Here is a 19678-nt window from a genome sequence, read left to right as displayed (position 1 = left end):
GTTCTGTGAATGGACGTTTGCTTGTGGTGGATGATGAAACGTTATTTCGTCAAGGACTGATCCATCTGATTCGGAATAATCCCCTTGGCTGGGAAGTTGTTGGGGAAGCAGCAGATGGAGAAGAAGCGATACAAGCAGTAGACAATTGCACACCTGATCTAATTATTACGGATATCAACATGCCTATAATGGACGGTCTGGACTTGACTGAACGTATACACGAGAGTGGACGCGACATCATGATTATTATTTTGACAGGGTATCGTGAATTCGAATATGCACAGCGTGCCATCCGTTACGGAGCGATTGAATTTTTGCTGAAGCCGTTTTCCCTCGACGAAGCATGTCAGGTGCTCCGTAAGGCACATGAACGTTATCGTCAGAAACAGTCCGACAATCGAATCAGGGCACAATACAGTCAGGTCGACCGAACCGAAAGACTGAAAGAGGAACTGAATTCGCTATTGCTTCACCATCAATTCGCAGCGATGACTCATCGTATAGATGGTCTCTTGAAAGAAGCATCCCAGATGACTCTGCCACGAGCGAAAGAAGAGGTACATATGCTGATGAAGGTGATGACAGAATTGCTGGCACAGCAGCTTCAACTCCAGGATTTCAGTAGCACGGAGCAATTTGGTCCAGAGCCACTGCTATGGGTTCATCACGTACCCGAAGTCATCGCCTGGGCTCGCTGCAAGAGTGAAGAGTGGTTGGATATGCTGAGAAGGTTAACTCAGGAACATCAGGATCATGTCATTACACGAGTGATGCAGTACGTTGAGATGAATTATTTCAGAAGTTGCACACTGCAATCAGTCTCCACGCATGTTCATGTGACACCCAATTATTTAAGTCATTTGTTCAAAAAAGAGACCGGACAAGGCTTCAGCCAATATGTTAGTAGACGCCGAATTGAGAAAGCCAAGCTGCTGCTTCACCGTACCCGGCAGAGCATGGCGGATATCGCGGAACAAACGGGGTTCGATAATTCCAGTTATTTCACGACGGTATTCAAACAAATGACAGGTGTCTCACCCCGCGAATACCGTAAGCAAAAAGGTGAACAGGTAGACAAGGAAATAGGCGGAATTCCCCATAAGTAGCCGTGTAATAAACAGCCTGCTTTACCTAATGTATATCGTTTCGAACGAAACCCGCTCCCTTAGCGCAAAATCAAGGATGACCCCATCAGGCCATGTGGGGTTATTTTTGTGTAGAAATTTAAAAAAGAATCGTTAAATATCGAATGTTTACGCTTACATTTTTATCTAAAATACAACTATAGTACATCAGCAGTAGAAGGGAGTGATGCAAATGAAGGGGGAACTGACCGCAGGTTCGCCATCTGGATTCCAACCACCGGACGATGAAATGAAGCAGCGTATTCGGCAGCAACGGTTGCGACGATTCAAGATGAATATTCCGTTAATGGTGATGTTTGTTCCGGTAATTTTGTTCTATCTGACCTTTCGTTATGCACCCATCGGGGGATTGGTCATGGCCTTCAAGGATTATAATTTTTACGACGGTCTATGGAATAGTCCATGGGTGGGCTTGCAGCATTTTCAGACACTGTTCAGTGATCCACGTACGGTGGAGATTATTCGCAACACCTTGTTCCTCAGTTTATTAAGCATCATTATTGGATTCCCCATTCCGATTATTCTGGCGATTATGCTCAATGAAGTGCGTAACATGGCTTTCAAACGGACAGTACAGACGGTAGTCTATATGCCGCATTTCTTCTCTTGGGTCATTATTGCGATGATGATCATGACGGTTTTCTCGTTAGAAAATGGAATCGTAAACCGCTTCGTTGAGGCTTGGATAGGAGAACCTTATCCGTTTATGTATAACAAGGGTTCCTGGGTTGCGGTGTTTGTCGGGTCAGGGATCTGGAAGGACATGGGCTTCAACGCTATTATTTTTCTCGCGGCTTTAACAACGATTGATCCGAGTCAATATGAGGCTGCGCAGATGGATGGAGCCAGTAAGCTGCGTCAGATCTGGCATGTGACCCTTCCAGGCATTCGCTCTACGATTATCCTCCTACTGATCTTGTCGATGGGACGGGTGATGGAGGTTGGATTCGACCAAGTGTATATGCTTCAGAACTCCAATGTTAACGAGATTGCTGATGTCATCAGTACGTATATATACCGCACGGGTCTTCAGGGAGCACAGTTCAGCCTGACGACAGCAATGGGACTATTTGAGTCACTAGTCGCCTTTATCCTCATTTTCAGCGCGAACTATATTGCACGTCGATTTAACGAAGGCTTGTGGTAGGGAGGGGAACAAAAGCGGCATGAGAAAAACTAGAGGAGAAAAAGTCTTTTACCTAATCAATTATGTATTGTTGTCATTGGTAGCGATTAGCTGCATCCTGCCTCTACTGAATATCGTCGCCTTATCATTCAGTGATGCAAGAGCCGTTGTATCTGGTCAGGTAGGCTTATGGCCGGTTGATTTTACATGGTTCTCGTATCACAGTCTGATTACGGGGACGCCGATTCTGAATGCATTTTGGAACAGTGTGGAGATTACTTTAATCGGTACAGGGCTAAGTATGGCCGTAACCATTATGGCGGCTTATCCGTTGTCACGTAGACATTTTTATCACAGACGCTTTTTTACGATGGCGATGGTATTTACGATGATTTTTAACGGTGGACTCATTCCAACGTATCTGGTTGTGCAGAATCTCGGTCTCGTGAACAGTTATGGCGCACTCTGGTTACCGGGTCTCGTGAGTACGTATAACATGTTGATCATGCGATCTTATTTTGAAAATCTACCAGGGGAAGTGGACGAGGCTGCACGCATCGACGGTTGTGGAGAGCTTGGGCTCTTGTTCCGAATCGTACTGCCGTTATCCAAACCATTACTGGCGACGATTGCTCTCTTTTACGGCGTAGGCTATTGGAATTCATTCATGAGTGTGATGATTTATATCAATGATACATCCAAATACAACATGACCGTGCTAGTCCAAAACATGATTATGTCGAATCTGAATGTACAGGATTTTACCGATCCAACGATGATTTCAAATCTGACTCCAGAAGGTATCCGAGCAGCGGCTGTCATCGTGATGGTCATACCTATTTTGGCGGTATATCCGTTCTTGCAGAAGTACTTTGTCAAAGGGGTCATGCTTGGCTCCATTAAGGGTTAGGCAGACTGTCGGTCACATCGCATCAGTTCATAATATAGGGAGAAAGAGGGTCTTATCTATGGCATTAACGATGAAGGCATGGATGAAGTCGAGTCTCGTTCTGGGCTTAATTGGCGGGTTATTGGCTGGATGCACTGGGGGAGGTTCAGGTGAACAGGCTGAGGGCGAAGGTAATAGAGGGAACATCACGTCAACGATCTATGATCGAGGAGCTGTCCCAAGCGGAATGGGTACGATTGAAGATAATATGTGGTCGAAGTGGATTAATGAGAATGGCCCGGCAAATGTAAAATACACAGCAGTTCCCCGCTGGGAATCCCAATCCAAGCTGAATGTATTATTTGCTTCTGGCAGTGCGCCGGATCTTATCTTTGAATTCGGTACACCGATCCGAAACACACTGTTTAATCAGAAACAGTTGATGCCATTAGATGACCTGATCGAGAACTCCAGTGTGGAATACAAGGCGCTGATGGAGAAATATCCTCAACTCAAAAAGGCTGGCCTGAAGAGTGATGGCAAGTTATATGAAGTGGGGCGTATGAACGAGGTGTTTCCGCTGACGAGCTTTTTCATTCGGGAAGATTGGCTGGAGAAGCTGAATCTAGAAGTGCCGACCAATGAAGAAGAGATGCTCGCAGTCGCGAAAGCCTTTACTGAGCAAGATCCGGATGGAAATGGAGCCAACGATACATACGGCATCGGCGGGTTTCAGTTTGGCGATACAGCAGGTCTATTCCGTTATATGTACAACGCCAACTGGGTGAATGTGGAGAACGGCGAGGTTGTGGTCGGACCGAACAATATGAAGGAAGCAACAGCTTTCAAACGTGCGTTATATGAAGCTGGCGTCGTAGATAAGGACCTCCTGACGGATAAGGATGGGGCTAAGGCCAAACAGGATTTCTTGAATGGAAAAATAGGCATGTATGCTGCCATGACTTCAGATTATACGGGATTTGCAGCTAAGGAACTGGATACGCTGATGCAGAATGTTCCCGAAGCCAAATTAAAGGTCATTGCGCTGCCTATGACGTCGGTAGGACAGCATACGATGGTGTGGAACAATCCCGTTCAGATGACAGCCGCCATTAATGCTCGTGCCAAAAATCCGGAAGCAGCGATGCAATATATCGACTTTCTGACCAAAACAGAGACGGGCCGAACCTTCAAAAATGGATTTGAAGGCACGCATTATACGTTGAACGATCAAGGCTGTCCGCGGATTTCGGATCAGGAGAAATATAAACAGGAGGTAAGCTGGGCAGGTGATTATGCAATGCTGTACAGTCGTCTAGAGGAAGGTAAATGCGGATACACTGAAATGCTATTCAGTGAGGAAATTCCATCGCAAAAAGAAGGGCTCCGTCTCTTTAAAGAAGCGCGAGAGGTATATATGACAGATCTTCCGGTAGGTGAAGGTGTTACCCATTCAGAGCATATGCCGCAGTTGCCGAAGGAATTGCAGGTGAAGCTGACCAATGTAACGACAGCCATCAATGATATTTACACACGTTCCATTATTGGCGGCAGTAAGTATACTGTGGAACAGGCTGCGACGGAAGCGCAGCAGAAGTGGGAGCAAGGTGGCGGCTCGGAGATTGAAGCGTGGTACAAAGACTGGTGGAGTAAGGAAAAGGACAATGTATTAGTATGGGAAGATTTCTATGAAATCTATGAACAGCAACAGGCTGATTTTGAAAAGTCAGAGTGAAATTATTGCTTGGAATGAAGTATATCTGGAGGGACTAGATTACAGTGAAAAGCACTGGTCTACTTCAAATCAAAAGAACCAGGACATGATGTCCTGGTTCTTTTGATTTGAATGTTAGCTCTAAACTAAAGGGATGGTAGGAGGGAAGTATTAGGTTAGGTTCATCAGATATAGACAGATGAACCTTTCATTCTGCTGGTAGTCAAGGGAGGTGAATAGTCTGGATATGGTCGGTATGCATAATTAAAGAAGTCCCTTCCGCTTCTACCAGTGCAAGTAAATGACCATTAATAGTCTTCAGTACTCCTGCATGGTAAGGCTTGCAATCAAGGTTGATAATAACAAGTTGGCCTATCATTTTATGCAGTTGCTGATCGAATGTACGGGAGAGTGACATGGACGAGGGCTGAATAGGAAAGTGTTGCTGACTAAGAGAGTAGGGGGTGCTGTTGGTAGGAGATGGAATAATATACTTCAGATGATTGATTGAAACGTATAGAGAAGAATGATATAAGGGAGAGTAGAACATAAAATAGTCATTCATAATGTTCGTAATATAACCATGCAGTTTTCGTCCTGCGATAGATATCTCGCTGAATCGTCCACGGGCGTTCATCAGCATTTTTCGGTACGAAATGTTGTCGTGATCTATCTCGGGATCAGGCTTCGGAATAACTACACTTAAATCTGAGGCGTTGGCGTGCATGGTTTGAATATGGTGAAGTGGAACATAGACAAAACGATTGTTTTCATAGACTACAATCAGATCCTGACCTACATCAATGATCTCTCCTTGAATTGGAAGTTTACAACCAGACAGTTCCAATTCAATTGATTTACCCAGCCAATGCGTAACGAGATCCACAGTATTCCTCCTCTCAATAGATTATAGATGTCCAAATAAATAATGAAATTAGGCTAACAATCAGACTGATGGGTACCACAATGATGGTTACTTTCATATACTGTTTCCAGGAGACTCGAATATGATGGGTCTTTAATATATACATCCAAATTAATGTTGCTAAGGTACCTATCGGTGTCAGCAAGGCTCCGATATCACTTCCCAGAATATTTGCAAGATACGCAAGATGTAGTTGAGATTCACTCAGTTGAAGATCTGTAACGGCAAAGGTTCCAATCATGACAGAAGGTAAATTGTTGAACAGATTGGAAAGTAGAGTGAGCATCAACCCCGATACAGCGATAATACTGGCATTTCCCCCTTCTATCATAGGTTGCATCCACTGAATAATGGATGCTGTCATTCCTGCTCGGTGAAGACTATCCACAATAACATAAATGCTGAAGGCGAAGAGTAGAATGTGCCAAGGTGTTTGTGTTATCACATCTTTGAGTCCAGTACGGGTACGGTACCAACGCACAACGAGCATGAGAATAACACCGGTGAGTGCGACAACTTCCATGCGTATACCGACTTGCTCAGCTAAAAAATATCCTGCTCGGATAAATACAACGATGCCTATACAGACACGGAACAGCCACCAGTCTACTTTATTCTCCGTTTCATCCGTCTGTAGTGGGTGATATCCTGAACCTGATGAAGATTGCAGGGATACAGGGAAGTGATGGATGACTTTGGGAATACTCTTGCGGAAGTAATAGAATAGAAGTACGGTCATCACCATGATCGCAAGCATAGAGGGCACAAACATCATCAGAGTATACGTATTCAGATTTAAGCCTACCATTTGCAGAGCAATCAGATTAGCCAGATTACTTAGTCCAATTGGCGCACTGGAAGCCGTAGCGATGAGCGCACCGGAGATCAGGTAGGGCAACTGTTGATGCATTTTCAAACGAAGAATGAAACAGATTCGAATAATAATCGGTGTTGTGATTAGAATACTGCCATCATTATTGAAGAAGATGGTCATGAGAAAACAAAGTAATAGAATTAGCCAGAACAATCGAAAGCCAGAACCTCTCGCTTTCTCAATCATATTCAAGGCGATCCAGCGAAAAAAACCGATGCTATCCAGAATAATTGACATTACAATGGTAGAGAGAATCGTTACGGCTGCACCAGATACGATTCCGAAGATTCCAACAATATGAGCATAGCTGCTCACTCCAGTTAAAATAAGAAGAAGGGCGCCAAGTGAAGTGGGGATGGATTCATTTAATCCACCAGGACGCCACATCAGGAAAATGACAGTGATGATAAATACCCCAAAGGTTAACCACATCTGGTAGTCCGACATTTACTGTGATTCACCTCCCAGGGGGAGAAGTCCGGACGAAGCTTGGAGTAGATATTCATGGGATGGAGTGGTAGGTCTTCCGGGCGCAACGATCCAGTAAAAAGGCACACCAATTAAGACTAATGTGATGAAGATCAACATGATAATTCCCCCCTTTAAGCTAATAGATAACTTAAGATATTAGTTTAGTTTGATTACTTCTTTTTACCGCTAGATTTGTTGCCACGGGATTGACTGCCTTTGTCGCCTTGATTGCCACGGGATTTGTTCCCACCTGATTTGTTGCCATGGGCTTGGTTCTCTTGAACCTGTTGCCCCTGGGAGCGATTGCCTTGATTGTTCCGCGACTTGTTGCCACTGGATTTAGTACCGCCGGATTTATTACCTTGGGCTTGATTTCCTTGGGAACGATTGCCACGGGATTGGTTTCCTTGAACTGCCTGATTACCTTGAGCGGCTTGGTTTCCTTGACTTGTATTATTACTGTTGTTGTTAGTATTACCGTTATTGTTATTGTTGTTGTTGTTGCTACCACCACGTACGACGGATACAGATTTCACATGTTGTATCGGAATACGAACAATCTCCTGATTTTTCAAAGCCATGATTAATTGGGTCTGGTTGGCATCAGCCAGGATACCTTCGACTTTTTCAGGGCCTCCCCGGTTGATCTGAACACGGCGGAAGCGGAGAGCCTGCATAACGCCCAAAAACGTGTTGGAGGGAATAGGATTACCCATGGCTGCATTTCTGTTACCACCGGAACGACCTGTATCTGTTATGCTTTTGACATGTGATTCATTAACGTAGACGATCCCTTCTTTACAGTTGATTGCCATATAGTCCCAGCGTACGTCCGTCAGTGTACCTTGTACTGAATCAGGACCTCCCCGGTTAATCTTAATTTCTCTTCCCAACAAACCTCTCATACCTTGACCATTCATAGACATTGTGTTTTACCCCTTCCATGATATAAGTTCAGATGGACAAAAATGGTGGATGTGATCGTGATCCCTTCCATTTGTCATTCGTGTCTGTCTGTAGTTTAAGCATATGTGACATGCTTCTTGGAGGGACTAGCCAGGAATCTATTTTTATACTATTTTGGCTATAATCTATGAAATTTGAATGTATACTTATAGATTAATAACACGGTTACTTCACATTTTTACATGTGAAGTTGGATGTGATACATACAGGACTGTGCATTCGCCCATACGATTTTCTGTACTTCTGCATAGGATGAGGTAAAGACCTACGGGCGAATCTCACAGGTACTCGAAAGGCGGATGGAAATGGCTTTACCTGTCTACCATATCAGCTTGTCTACAACCGAATATCAACAGTTAACGTCCAATATATGGTCGGATACGTTTGTGAACAGCACGATGCAGATGGATAGCAAGCAGCTTCCGATCCGGATTCGTTACCGAGGGGGGCATACACGCGGTTATGCCAAAAAATCATTCGAGATTCGCACAGCTAGTCGAACGTATCACTTTAATGCAGAGTACGATGATCCTTCGCTCATTCGCAATGCGCTGTCTTTTCGCTTTTTTGAGTCGATCCGGGTGCCTGCGCCATCTACCAAGCACTGCGTTTTATACTTAAACGGACAGCTACTGGGTGTATACCTGAGAATCGAAGGTGTGAAATCCTTCTTTTTTCGCCAAAGGAAAATACCTGTACGTAGTATCTTTTACGCGGTGAATGATCATGCTGGTTTTACATTAAATTCGGATTCCTCTTCAACAAGCACCGATCTATTATCCGGATACAGCTTAATTCGAGGCAAAGATGTGGATCGTACAAGGTTAAGTACCTTTGTTCGGCAGTTGAACACAAAGTCCAGGCTGGAATTGTTTCGTTTTTTACAGTCAAGGGTAGATACGGACAACTATTTGCGCTGGTTAAGTGGAGCTGTGCTTACAGGAAACTTTGACGGATTTCATCAAAATTACACATGGTATGAGAAAATCAAAAGCGGGAAATATGGCATCTTACCTTGGGATTATGAGGGCACTTGGGGGAGGAACTGTTATGGAACGCGAGTTGACTCCAATCTTGTTCGTATTCAGGGCTATAACAAACTTACTGGACGACTGCTGGCATTCCGCAGTTTCCGTCAACAATACAAGAAGCTGATGCAGCAGCACCTAATGAGCGTTTTTACAGAAAAGAGGATTATGCCGCTTGTATATCGTATGCACCGTGAAATTTCCGAAGCAGTCGAGCAAGACCCTTACATGAAATGGCCTATGGATGTGTTTGCTGGTGAACCCGAGAGAATTCGTACCTACGTGGCAGAACGCCGGGAATATCTCCAAGAGAAGCTACATCAGTTGTGAGCATCCAAACAGCTTGGGAAGGGCATACCTTCCTTTTTTTTGCGTTAAAAAAGAGGGGAAGACTATTTCTTGCAGAAAAGTAGGGTAATAAGAATAGGAGCAGGATTGTAAAATACGTTATAATAACCATATATGTACATAGAAAATGATTACATAGTGGGCAAAGTGGAGAAAACAACATGTCTAAGGGAGGCTCTGAACTGGAGTAAAATATACGTTTAGAGCGCTCCGAGCCGGAGGAATGCTTATGATCAAGCTGTTGCACTACTTGAAGAAGTACCGAGTTGCCGCCATTGCTGCCCTGGTCATGATGTTGATTGAGCTTGCAGTGGAGCTGGCTCAGCCGTATCTCATCTCGAAGATTATCGATAACGGCATTCAGGAAGGGAATCTGTCGGTTGTCTGGTTATGGGGCGGCGTGCTCGTGGCGAGTGCGGTTGTTGCTTTTGCTGCCGGAATTGCCAGTTCGTTTTTTGCATCCCATGCGAGCTTAGGATTCGGATACGATCTGCGGGAGAAGCTGTATGATAAAGTGCAAGCGTTCTCTTATGCCGTATTCAATCGTTTCGCCACCTCATCGCTCATTACCCGCTTAACAGGGGACGTTACCCAGGTTCAGGATACCGTCTTCATGAGTCTGCGATTCATGACACGTGTGCCTCTGGTCGTGATTGGTAGCATGATTATGGCCGTGGTTGTGAATCCGCGATTAGGTCTGCTGCTGGTCGTTATGGTGCCTGTGTTGCTTATTGTCGTGGTTTGGATGATCAAAAAGGCAGCGCTGCTGTTCCGCAATGTGCAGCGCAGGCTGGATGCCGTCAACGGAGTCATCCAGGAGAATCTGACAGGCATTCGGCTGATCCGTGTCTTCGTACGGATGGGCCATGAGATTGAACGCTTTGCCGGCTTCAGCGGCAAGCTGATGAAAGGCACGATCTCCGCGCTACGCTTAACGGAGACGACGATGCCGTTCATGCTGCTCATGATGAACGGCTGCATTATCGCTGTGCTATGGTTCGGGCGAGTCGATATTAACTCGGGCAGTGCAACGGTGGGGGAAGTGGTTGCTGTCATTAACTACCTGCTTCGTACCATTGGGGCGATGTCTGCTTTATCTTGGATTCTGGTGACATTCTCCCGAGCAAGCGCTTCAGCGCAGCGGCTGAATGAAGTATTTGAGACAGAGGACGATTCAGAATCGGCTCAGAAGTCAGCATCTAGCTTCTCAGCAGATGAAGGAGGGTCTGCCTCATTAGGACAACGAGGGACATCTGTGTCGATTCAAAAACAACAGGCGATACAAGGCGCAGTCGAATTCAAAAATGTTGGTTTTCATTATCCGAACAGCGATATTACCGTACTTGAAAATATCTCGTTCTCCGCTGGCCAAGGTGAGCGCATTGCCATTATGGGAGCGACAGGCTCAGGCAAGTCTTCACTCGTACAGTTAATTCCAAGGCTCTACACCGAGGACACAGGTCAGATCCGGATTGACGGTACCAACGCAGAACGTCTGGATACCTCGTTGCTGCGAGGGGCAATCGGTTATGTTCCACAGGAGGTCGTTCTATTCACAGGCTCTGTCCGTGATAATATCGCTTGGGGTCGAGAGGATGCTACGCTGGCTGAGATCAAGGAAGCCGCCAAGCGTGCTCAGATTCATGAGACAATCGAGAAATTACCGAATGGTTATGATACACAGTTAGGTCAACGCGGAGTGAATCTATCGGGTGGGCAGAAGCAACGTTTATCCATTGCAAGAGCGTTGATTCGTCGTCCGAGCATTCTAATCCTGGATGACAGTACGAGTGCGCTGGATGTAGCCACAGAAGCAAGATTACTGGATGCATTGGAAGAACTGTCGTGTACGACCTTTATTATTACTCAGAAAATTAGCTCCACAACCTCTGCTGATCTGATTCTGCTACTGGATGATGGACGGCTAATTGGGCAAGGTAAACATGAAGATCTGATGGATTCATCGGAATTGTACCGTCGCATCTATCAATCACAATATGGGGAGGGCACGCCGCATGTTCAAAGCATTCATTGAACCCTTCCGTCAACCGCCACCACCGCTTGATCCTGCAACGCTCAAAGGCGGCGGCTCTAAGCCGAAGGCAAGGGCGAAGAATTGGTCAGGCACATTGGGGCGGATCTGGACGTATCTTGCACGCCGCAAAGTTAAGCTCTCACTGGTGCTACTGATGGTATTTGCAAGCTCAGCACTTGCGCTGCTTGGGCCGTATATGGTGGGCGTCGCAGTAGATAGCTTTATGGATGGAGAATCAACCAGCGCTAGTTGGACCAGGTTCCTGCTTGGACTGGTTGCGGTGTATGTATTGTTCTCCCTGACATCTTGGCTGCAAAACATATGGATGATCGAAATCGCACAGGAGACGGTATATCGTATGCGGTATGACCTGTTCTCCCACCTGCACAAATTGCCTATTCCATTCTTCGGCAAGCGCCAGCAAGGTGAGATTATGAGCCGGGTTACGAATGATATCGAGAATGTTAGCGGTACATTGAACAGCTCAGCCATTCAGATTTTTTCAAGTATATTAACGCTACTGGGGACGTTTGGTGTCATGCTCTGGCTGAGTCCATTGCTGACCTTGCTTACATTTATCGTCGTACCGCTTATGGCTCTTGGCATGCGCTGGATTACGCGTAGAACAGGGCCACTCTTCAAGGAGCGGCAGCGTAATCTGGGTGAACTGAATGGATATATTGAAGAGACGTTATCTGGTCAGCGCATCATTAAAGCATTTTCCCAAGAGGAACGGGTTATTCGTGGGTTTGAGGAGCGAAATACACGAATCCGGATTTCCGGCTTCTGGGCGCAGACCATCTCGGGTTTTATACCGAAGCTGATGAACGGACTCAACAACCTGAGCTTCGCCATTGTAGCAGGGATCGGTGGTATTCTGGCGATTCAGGGTACGGTTACCGTGGGGATCATTATCATTTTCGTCGAATATGCTCGTCAATTTACACGTCCGCTGAACGATCTTGCGAATCAGTGGAATACGTTATTATCGGCAATAGCCGGAGCGGAGCGTGTATTTGAAGTGCTTGATGAAGATGAAGAAGCGAAGGATGAAGGTGCAGCGGTATCCCTTGAGAAGGTAGAGGGAGCGGTGCGCTTTGACCGGGTCTCTTTTGGATATGATGAAGGTCGTGACATTTTGCATGAAATTAGCTTTGAAGCGAAGCCGGGAGAGATGATTGCGTTAGTAGGTCCAACTGGGGCAGGCAAAACCACGCTAATACAGCTATTGTCCCGCTTCTATGATCCAACTGCGGGTACGCTGACTGTGGATGGACGGGATCTCACAACCATTCGCCGAGAGAATTTGCGTTCTCATATGGCATTTGTTCTTCAGGATTCATTCCTATTTCAAGGGACGATTCGGGAAAATATCCGCTTCGGCCGTCTGGATGCATCAGACGAAGAGGTGGAGATTGCCTCCAAACTAGCCAATGCTCATTCCTTCATTACGCGAATGAAGGGTGGCTATGACAAAGTGCTTCAGGCCGATGGCAGCGGCATTAGTCAAGGGCAGAAGCAACTGCTTGCCATCGCCCGCGCGATTCTGGCCGACCCGTCCATTCTTGTGTTAGATGAGGCGACAAGTAGTATTGATACCGTTACGGAGATCAAAATACAAGAAGGGCTGCAACGTCTTATGCAGGGGCGTACCAGCTTTGTCATTGCTCACAGACTGAACACGATCCGCCAAGCAGACCGGATTCTAGTGCTGAAGGATGGACATCTGCTGGAACAAGGCTCGCATGACGTCTTGTTGGAACAAGGTGGCTTCTACAGCGAGCTGTATTACAGTCAGCTACGCAAGAAAGCACAGTAATGGCTGGGTGAGTCATTGGCATTCTCAGATAGAGCTTCTCGGTACCACAGGTGCTGAGCGAGATGAATTCATGACCCAAGTAAGAGCAACGGAATAAGAGGAGATACAGAAAAACGGACATCTATAGGGCAATGTCATTAAGATAAGCTAAACTTAATGACATTGATCTTTAGGGGTGTCCGTTTTTGCATGAATTGAATGATGTACTTTGTTGTTATGATACTGCCTACCAGGCGGTGCCCTGCTTCATGAGAAGGGTGGTTGGGCAGCGATTTGATTACACCGATGAGCTGTTAAACATGGCCTTGTTATATTGTTTACAATCAGGCAGCCATATGAATGATTAGTGTAGCATTCACGTGATGTATTAAATACGATGCTTGACAGTGTAACGAGGCGGATGTATATTTAGCTTACGAACACTTAGATATCTAACTTTAAGGTGTCATACTAAAAGGAGGAGAGTACTCTTGCGGAAAGATACACCGTATTCGGATCTATTTCAAACGATTGGGATTAAGATCAAACGCAAAGCCGATGATCAAGTGAATGAGTTAGGGCTTAATGCTCAACAAGGTCGAATTATCGGATATATCTATGAACATCAGGATAACGGATTGATTCAGAAAAACCTAGCCGAGGCATTCAACCGACGGGATGCAACGATTACGAGTATGCTGAAAGGCCTGGAGAAGAACGGATATATCGAGCGGAAGATTCCCTCGGATAATGAACGGCAGAAGAACTTATACGTCTTGCCTAAGGGTGAGCAAGTGATTCAAGATGTAGCCCAGATGTTTGCCAAGGTTGAGCACGAGATTGTGGCAAGCTTGACCGAGGAAGAACAGGCAACATTGATGCAGTTATTGACCAAGGTTAATCAGAACCTCTAAGTAGGCTGATGTACTGAGCAGGATTCACTGCTCATATTTAAATAGTTAGAATTCAAACAGTTCACATTCTATTTATCAGTTTTCCAACGTTGGTTGGTAATGCTTGAATATTTTTTTGTCCGAAAACTTAGAAGTCTAATTGTTATAATTAAAAGAGAGGCGGAATTCCGTTGAAAGAAAAACATTCAAACTCATATTATCTGAGCACAGCCCCTGTCCACAAGTCCATTATGCATCTGTCTATTCCTATGATGTTGGGCATGTCTGCGGGGACGTTGTATAACCTCATCAATGCTTTTTTCATTGGTCTGGTTCATGATACAGGCATGTTCAGTGCGATTACCCTCGGCTTACCAATCTTCACTGTGTTGATGGCGTTTGGCAATATGTTTGGAGTCGGTGGCGGAACCTTCATTACGCGTCTAACGGCTACGGGTGAAGGGGAGAAGGCGAAGAAAGTTGCAGGTTACTCGCTGTACTTCAGCTTAGCTGCCGGTTTATTGATTGCCCTCATTTCGTGGTTGTTCATCACGCCGATTGTTCAAGGACTTGGCGCCAATGAGGCTGTATATGCATACACGAGTCAATACGCCATTACGTTATTGGCAGGTGGAGCGATTGTCATTGTGAACTTTGCACTGGAACAGTTGGTTCGGTCAGAAGGTGCATCGAAGGAATCGATGTATGGTATGTTCATTAGCATTGTTGCCAGCATCCTATTGGATGTACTATTTATTCTTATCTTAGATTGGCATGTATTCGGAGCTGCGTTATCCATCGTATTAGCGAATGCTTGCTCAGCAGCCTATTATATCTGGTATTTATCATATCGAAGCGAGAATCTGAGAGGGTTCCTGAAATACTGGAAGCTAAATTTACAGGATCAGCTAGAGGTTTATAAGATTGGCGTATCCGAACTGCTGCAAACTTCATTCCTGATCGTGTCTACTCTGCTGTTGAACCACTATGCGATGACATTTGGTGATCATATTGTCGCTGGCTTTGGTATTGCGCTACGGATTGTGCAGTTGCCTGAGTTTCTAACGATGGGGATCTTCATGGGAATTATTCCGCTCGTGGCGCATAATTTTGCAAGTGGGAATTTTGCTCGATTAAGAGCAACGTATAAACAAGCGACGCTGTATATTGCGGCGATCGCGGTAATTTTTATCGGCATCGTCTATTTATTTAAGGAACAAGTCATTCGCCTGTTCTCATCTGATATCTCGGTGCTTGAGGCCGGAACCGCTATCCTGATTGCGATGCTGATCTCAGCTCTGTTTACCGGACTTACTGGACTGTTTACTGGTATTTTCAAAGCTGCTGGAGAGGGGATCCCAACTAATGTGATGGCAATCTGCCAGGGAACCTTGTTCATTCCAGTTATTATTATTTTCCATAAGTACTTTGGTCTCACAGGTGTGATCTGGTCTATGACTATAACTGAAATTATCACAAGTGTTCTAGGGCTGATCCTGTTTGTATTCCATTACAGACGTATTAGTCAAAAAACAATCAGCTTGTAGTCAATGCTTAAACTTAGGCTAGGCTGAATATAAGAAAGGGATGGAGGGGCGTAATTCCTTCTGATTCTGCTCTTTGCTAATGTTCAATCCTGGCTTGTATACGGAGTGCGTGATACCAGTATTCACTCCAAACTATCAGATATCTCACAGGGCAAATATGGAAGTAGTAACCATGACGTTATGTAATAAAATGGATATAATAGAGCTTATTCACAAAGCTCGGGTACTTGTATAAGGTAAGCTAAGTAATGGAGGTTGTCTGGAACATTGAAAAACTCAACAATCGCAACATGTCTCTTTTTATTTAATGGTTTGTACTTATTAACATTATTTGCGTATCCCATCGTGTTGATGATGAGCGTATTTATGTTTGATGCCCTAACTTCATATGAATATGCATCGAACTATGCTGCTGCCTTTTATTTACTGATGTCTTATCCGATTGCTGTGTTAGGATCACTATCTTGTTGGGGATTCTATCATAAAGGGAAGTATAAGTGGGCTATAGCTATGGCGAACCTGTTGTTGGTATGGATTGCTTTGTTTATACTCGTGCTCATTGTGAACAGTATATTACCTTTTTAGAGGTTCAGGCGAATGCCTGGCCAATCATGAAATGAAATAGCCTATGAGAGATTCTTAATCAAGAACCTTTCATAGGCTATATTAATTTGGTAGAGGTTTTTCTAACCTCCAAGTGGTCTTTATAATCGTTTCAGTTGAAGTTAAGACATGTCCGTGTCCTAGTTCATAACCTTCCAATTATTCGCCGGCTGCACCGTCAACGGTTGATGTCTACGAATGTAATCCTCCACTAATGCAGCCATATCCGTGGCTCCTTCATGCAGCACCTTTTTACCTGGATACATAGCATAATCGCCTCCCCCAGCAGCACGGTAGCTATTCATGACCACAGAATAGGAGCTATCCATCGCAATTGGTATACCATGACGCTCTAGCTTCACGACTCGATTGCCTACAGGCTGAGAGATATCAAGCTCGTATTCAATGCCTGCCCACATATCATAATTGTAATGCTGTGGTTTAGGTTCGATGTAGGCCGGGTTAACGATAACATTCCCTGAGGAATCCAGTTCGAAGTAGCGTGCACTTTGCTCCAACGCCTCTCGAATATCCTGACCACTCAGCTCTAATACGGTAAGCGTGTTAGGATAGATGAAATTCGATAACACATCCCGAACCGTGATCTGACTTCCGAATCCGCGGGCTTCTTCACTAAGCATGGCCGTATTTGAGAGCTGTGCTCCCGTTGCTTCCATCTGTACCTGATGAACAAAATCAATGAATGGATGTGCCTGAAGTCGGAGCGTTGTCGCATCGGAGATCGACAAGTCACCGGATACCGCACCAATCGGTTGATCTAACCATGCTTGAGCCTGTGTCTCCAGTTCATCCGTAAGTGTCATAACCATGGCATCGGGTTCAAGCTCATGCTGTTCATCCAAGCGCAGAAGCTTAGCTTGTTTATCTGTAATCTGCCATGTTTCATCTGGACTTTGCTGTAACTGAACCGATACATGCCCTATGCCGCTTCCACTGAATCCAGGCTGAATGACGGTTACACCATGGATTTCGGTAGCGAGCTGGCGATGCTGATGTCCTGTGAGAAGTACATCGATCCCTTTGATATCTCGACAGATCGCATACCCTTGATTCTCTCCAGTCAACCGTTCAGCCGGTTCCCCAGTCTCTAGGTCACTCTCGAATCCACCATGATAACTAACCACAAGCACATCTGGCTTTTCCACTTCGCGAATGTAATTAACCCATGCACGAATGGTATCTAATGCATCAAGGAACTGTAATCCTTCAATATTTTTGGGATGTTCCCAGTTCGGGATGTAGTGTGTAGTCGCACCTAGTAGAGCAATTTTGACACCCGTAGATAATGTCTTAATCAGATAGGGAGGGCCAAATGCAGGAATGCCAGCTTCCAATGGTGCTAGGGGACGTTTCCCTTTTTCGGAATCAGTTCCGTAAGAATGAACAACAATGGAGTCATCCTCATAAGTCATGAAGCTTGGCTTTTCGCCCCCAACAGCTTGCTCACTTTCTAGTAATCTTTCATGATCTTCTTGCGGACGAGTCCGAACGATGTTAGCAGACAACCATGGGAATGTAGAGCCTTCAACGGCTTCATGGAGCAGCTCCTGACCATAATTGAACTCGTGATTTCCCATGACTGCTGCATCATAACCGAGTTCATTCAACACGGTGATGAAAGGATGAATATGATGCTTGGATACGTTGGCAGCCGCGTAGGAGGCCAGGGGAGAGCCTTGTAGTAAGTCACCATTATCCACCAGCATCAGTTCAGGAGAACGCTCACGTTCTTTACGAATGAGTGTAGCTAGCATAGCAAGCCCGGCAGGGCGATAGGCATTGGTGTTGTAATGAATCGGACGGATGGCTCCGTGCAGATCACTGGTGAACAAAATATCGAAGGTTGTCGTCGGGTAAGTAGGCTTCATTTTACAATCTCCTCTAATATATAAGTTTATATATATGGAATGACCCCAAAAAATGGAACGATAGAAAGAATGGAAGAAATAGATGCATGCCTGATATTTGTGCCTATTCGATGCTTGTCTTCTTCAATTCTCATCCATAATGAGCCTATTCTAACAGATGAAATCGTCCCTGACAGCATGACAAAAAACTTTACAAAACTCCAAATTTCGTTTCACATGGCGCAAATATTTGCCAATTATAGTAGATAAGTATTGAAAAATAGAAACTCTTTGGAGGGTGTTCGCTTGAAGAAGTCCGCTTTATTTTTACCATTGTTGATTTTGGTTCTGTTTCTGAGTGCATGTGGGTCTAATGCTACGACAGGTTCGTCTAACGGGGCTGATACGAGTTCGAATGCGTCCGGTACGTCTACCGATACGGCAGAAACAGAAAAAGAAGCCGAAGGTTATGTACCAACAGAACTAACGGTTCAATTCGTTCCTTCCCAAAATGCAGACACGCTTGAAGCAAAAGCTAAGCCGCTGGAGAAACTGCTTGGCGACAAATTGGGCATTCCGGTAAAAGTCAGCGTATCCACAGACTACAACACAATTATTGAAGCAATGGCTTCTAACAAAGTAGACGTAGGTTTCTTGCCTCCGACAGCTTATGTACTAGCTAAAGAAAAAGGCGCAGCTCAAGTTATTTTGCAAGCTCAACGTTTTGGCGTAAATGATGAGACAGGTGCTCCAACAGAGGAATTGGCTGATTCTTATAAATCGATGTTTATCGTGAAGAAAGATTCACCGATCCAAACGATCGAAGATCTTAAAGGTAAGAAAATCGCTTACCAGAACGTAACGTCTTCGGCTGGTTATGTATGGCCTGCAGGTTTGTTGCTTGATAATGGCATTGATCCATTGAAAGATGTATCACCTGTAACATTGAAAGGTCATGACCAAGGTGTTATCGCTGTACTGAACGGTGACGTTGATGCAGCAGCAATTTTCCAAGATGCCCGTAACACTGTAGCAAAAGACTACCCAACTGTATTTGAAGATACACGTGTACTGGCGTTCACAGAGCCAATTCCTAACGATACCATTGCTGTTCGTACAGATATGAATGCAGATTGGACTGCGAAGATCAAACAAGCTTTCATCGATATCGGTAAAGACACAGAAGGCCACCAAATCATTAAAGAGATCTACACACATGAAGGTTACGTAGAGTCCGATGATAGCAAGTTCGAGATCGTTCGTCAGTATGGCGAAAAAGTAAAAGGCGAGTAATTGTAGCTTAGAAGTGCTACAACTCTAGAAGTCGTTTTACAATCTTGTTGCTTCACGTATCTCTTTTGATGGGACTAGCTATATCGTATCAGAGTGGGCAGGCCAGTTCAGCGTGATCTACGCTGCGCTGGCTTGTGCCATTATAGCAAGGCTTC

The 19678-nt window shown here is 45.0% G+C and carries 16 protein-coding genes; 11 read left to right on the top strand and 5 right to left on the bottom strand.

The genetic code is table 11. The features are described from left to right. Positions 1 to 5: 5 nt before the first annotated feature. The 4 genes from MH215_RS12245 to MH215_RS12230 all read left to right on the top strand — a co-directional run bounded on the left by MH215_RS12245 (position 6) and on the right by MH215_RS12230 (position 4895). Positions 6 to 1106, top strand: a complete 1101-nt coding sequence (locus tag MH215_RS12245; protein WP_239290489.1) for a response regulator — start codon at positions 6 to 8, stop codon at positions 1104 to 1106. 268 nt (positions 1107 to 1374) lie between these two features. Beyond that, the gene (locus tag MH215_RS12240; protein ID WP_239290830.1) at positions 1375 to 2292 is read left to right on the top strand and encodes an ABC transporter permease; all 918 of its coding nucleotides are present in this window, start codon (positions 1375 to 1377) and stop codon (positions 2290 to 2292) included. A gap of 19 nt (positions 2293 to 2311) precedes the next feature. Next, on the top strand, positions 2312 to 3181 hold the full coding sequence (locus tag MH215_RS12235; protein ID WP_056694637.1) for a carbohydrate ABC transporter permease: 870 nt from the start codon (positions 2312 to 2314) through the stop codon (positions 3179 to 3181). Positions 3182 to 3239: 58 nt separating this feature from the next. Beyond that, complete coding sequence (locus MH215_RS12230) at positions 3240 to 4895, top strand: extracellular solute-binding protein (protein WP_239290488.1); 1656 nt, start codon at positions 3240 to 3242, stop codon at positions 4893 to 4895. 202 nt (positions 4896 to 5097) lie between these two features. On the opposite strand, the gene MH215_RS12225 is transcribed toward MH215_RS12230, so the two are convergent. From MH215_RS12225 to MH215_RS12210, 4 genes are read right to left on the bottom strand one after another with little or no spacing between them, the layout of a single operon-like run. After that, positions 5098 to 5760: a DUF2642 domain-containing protein gene (locus MH215_RS12225; RefSeq protein WP_239290487.1), complete on the bottom strand. Its 663-nt coding sequence runs from the start codon at positions 5758 to 5760 to the stop codon at positions 5098 to 5100. A 13-nt stretch (positions 5761 to 5773) separates the two neighbouring features. Beyond that, positions 5774 to 7120: an arsenic transporter gene (locus MH215_RS12220; protein ID WP_056694632.1), complete on the bottom strand. Its 1347-nt coding sequence runs from the start codon at positions 7118 to 7120 to the stop codon at positions 5774 to 5776. Beyond that, a complete protein-coding gene (locus tag MH215_RS12215) occupies positions 7121 to 7261 on the bottom strand; it encodes a hypothetical protein (protein ID WP_156395389.1) in 141 nt (46 codons plus the stop codon). 53 nt (positions 7262 to 7314) lie between these two features. Continuing rightward, a complete protein-coding gene (locus tag MH215_RS12210) occupies positions 7315 to 8070 on the bottom strand; it encodes a hypothetical protein (RefSeq protein WP_239290486.1) in 756 nt (251 codons plus the stop codon). A gap of 345 nt (positions 8071 to 8415) precedes the next feature. Between MH215_RS12210 and MH215_RS12205 the strand changes: the two genes are divergently transcribed. The 6 genes from MH215_RS12205 to MH215_RS12180 all read left to right on the top strand — a co-directional run bounded on the left by MH215_RS12205 (position 8416) and on the right by MH215_RS12180 (position 16344). Then, positions 8416 to 9468 carry a CotH kinase family protein gene (locus MH215_RS12205; protein WP_239290485.1) on the top strand — a complete coding sequence of 351 codons (1053 nt, stop codon included), beginning with the start codon at positions 8416 to 8418 and terminating at the stop codon, positions 9466 to 9468. A 247-nt stretch (positions 9469 to 9715) separates the two neighbouring features. Beyond that, positions 9716 to 11521, top strand: coding sequence for an ABC transporter ATP-binding protein (locus tag MH215_RS12200; RefSeq protein WP_239290484.1), 1806 nt, complete (start codon positions 9716 to 9718; stop codon positions 11519 to 11521). After that, a complete protein-coding gene (locus tag MH215_RS12195) occupies positions 11502 to 13340 on the top strand; it encodes an ABC transporter ATP-binding protein (protein ID WP_056694624.1) in 1839 nt (612 codons plus the stop codon). The genes MH215_RS12200 and MH215_RS12195 overlap by 20 nt, the downstream gene beginning before the upstream one ends. A gap of 470 nt (positions 13341 to 13810) precedes the next feature. Continuing rightward, positions 13811 to 14233 carry a MarR family winged helix-turn-helix transcriptional regulator gene (locus MH215_RS12190; RefSeq protein ID WP_239290482.1) on the top strand — a complete coding sequence of 141 codons (423 nt, stop codon included), beginning with the start codon at positions 13811 to 13813 and terminating at the stop codon, positions 14231 to 14233. Between the two features lie 230 nt (positions 14234 to 14463). Next, entirely contained in the window at positions 14464 to 15759 is a 1296-nt protein-coding gene (locus tag MH215_RS12185; protein ID WP_239290829.1) for an MATE family efflux transporter, read from the top strand. 267 nt (positions 15760 to 16026) lie between these two features. Further along, positions 16027 to 16344: a hypothetical protein gene (locus MH215_RS12180; protein WP_239290480.1), complete on the top strand. Its 318-nt coding sequence runs from the start codon at positions 16027 to 16029 to the stop codon at positions 16342 to 16344. Positions 16345 to 16502: 158 nt separating this feature from the next. On the opposite strand, the gene MH215_RS12175 is transcribed toward MH215_RS12180, so the two are convergent. After that, a complete protein-coding gene (locus MH215_RS12175) occupies positions 16503 to 18251 on the bottom strand; it encodes a bifunctional metallophosphatase/5'-nucleotidase (protein WP_239290478.1) in 1749 nt (582 codons plus the stop codon). A gap of 270 nt (positions 18252 to 18521) precedes the next feature. On the opposite strand from MH215_RS12175, the gene MH215_RS12170 reads away from it, so the two are divergent. Next, positions 18522 to 19523: a phosphate/phosphite/phosphonate ABC transporter substrate-binding protein gene (locus MH215_RS12170; protein ID WP_442952587.1), complete on the top strand. Its 1002-nt coding sequence runs from the start codon at positions 18522 to 18524 to the stop codon at positions 19521 to 19523. Positions 19524 to 19678: the final 155 nt, after the last annotated feature.

This window comes from Paenibacillus sp. ACRSA, from assembly GCF_022346845.1.
Classification (GTDB): Bacteria; Bacillota; Bacilli; order Paenibacillales; family Paenibacillaceae; genus Paenibacillus.
Note: the sequence above shows the minus strand (reverse complement) of the source record. Positions and strands in the feature narration are given on the sequence as shown.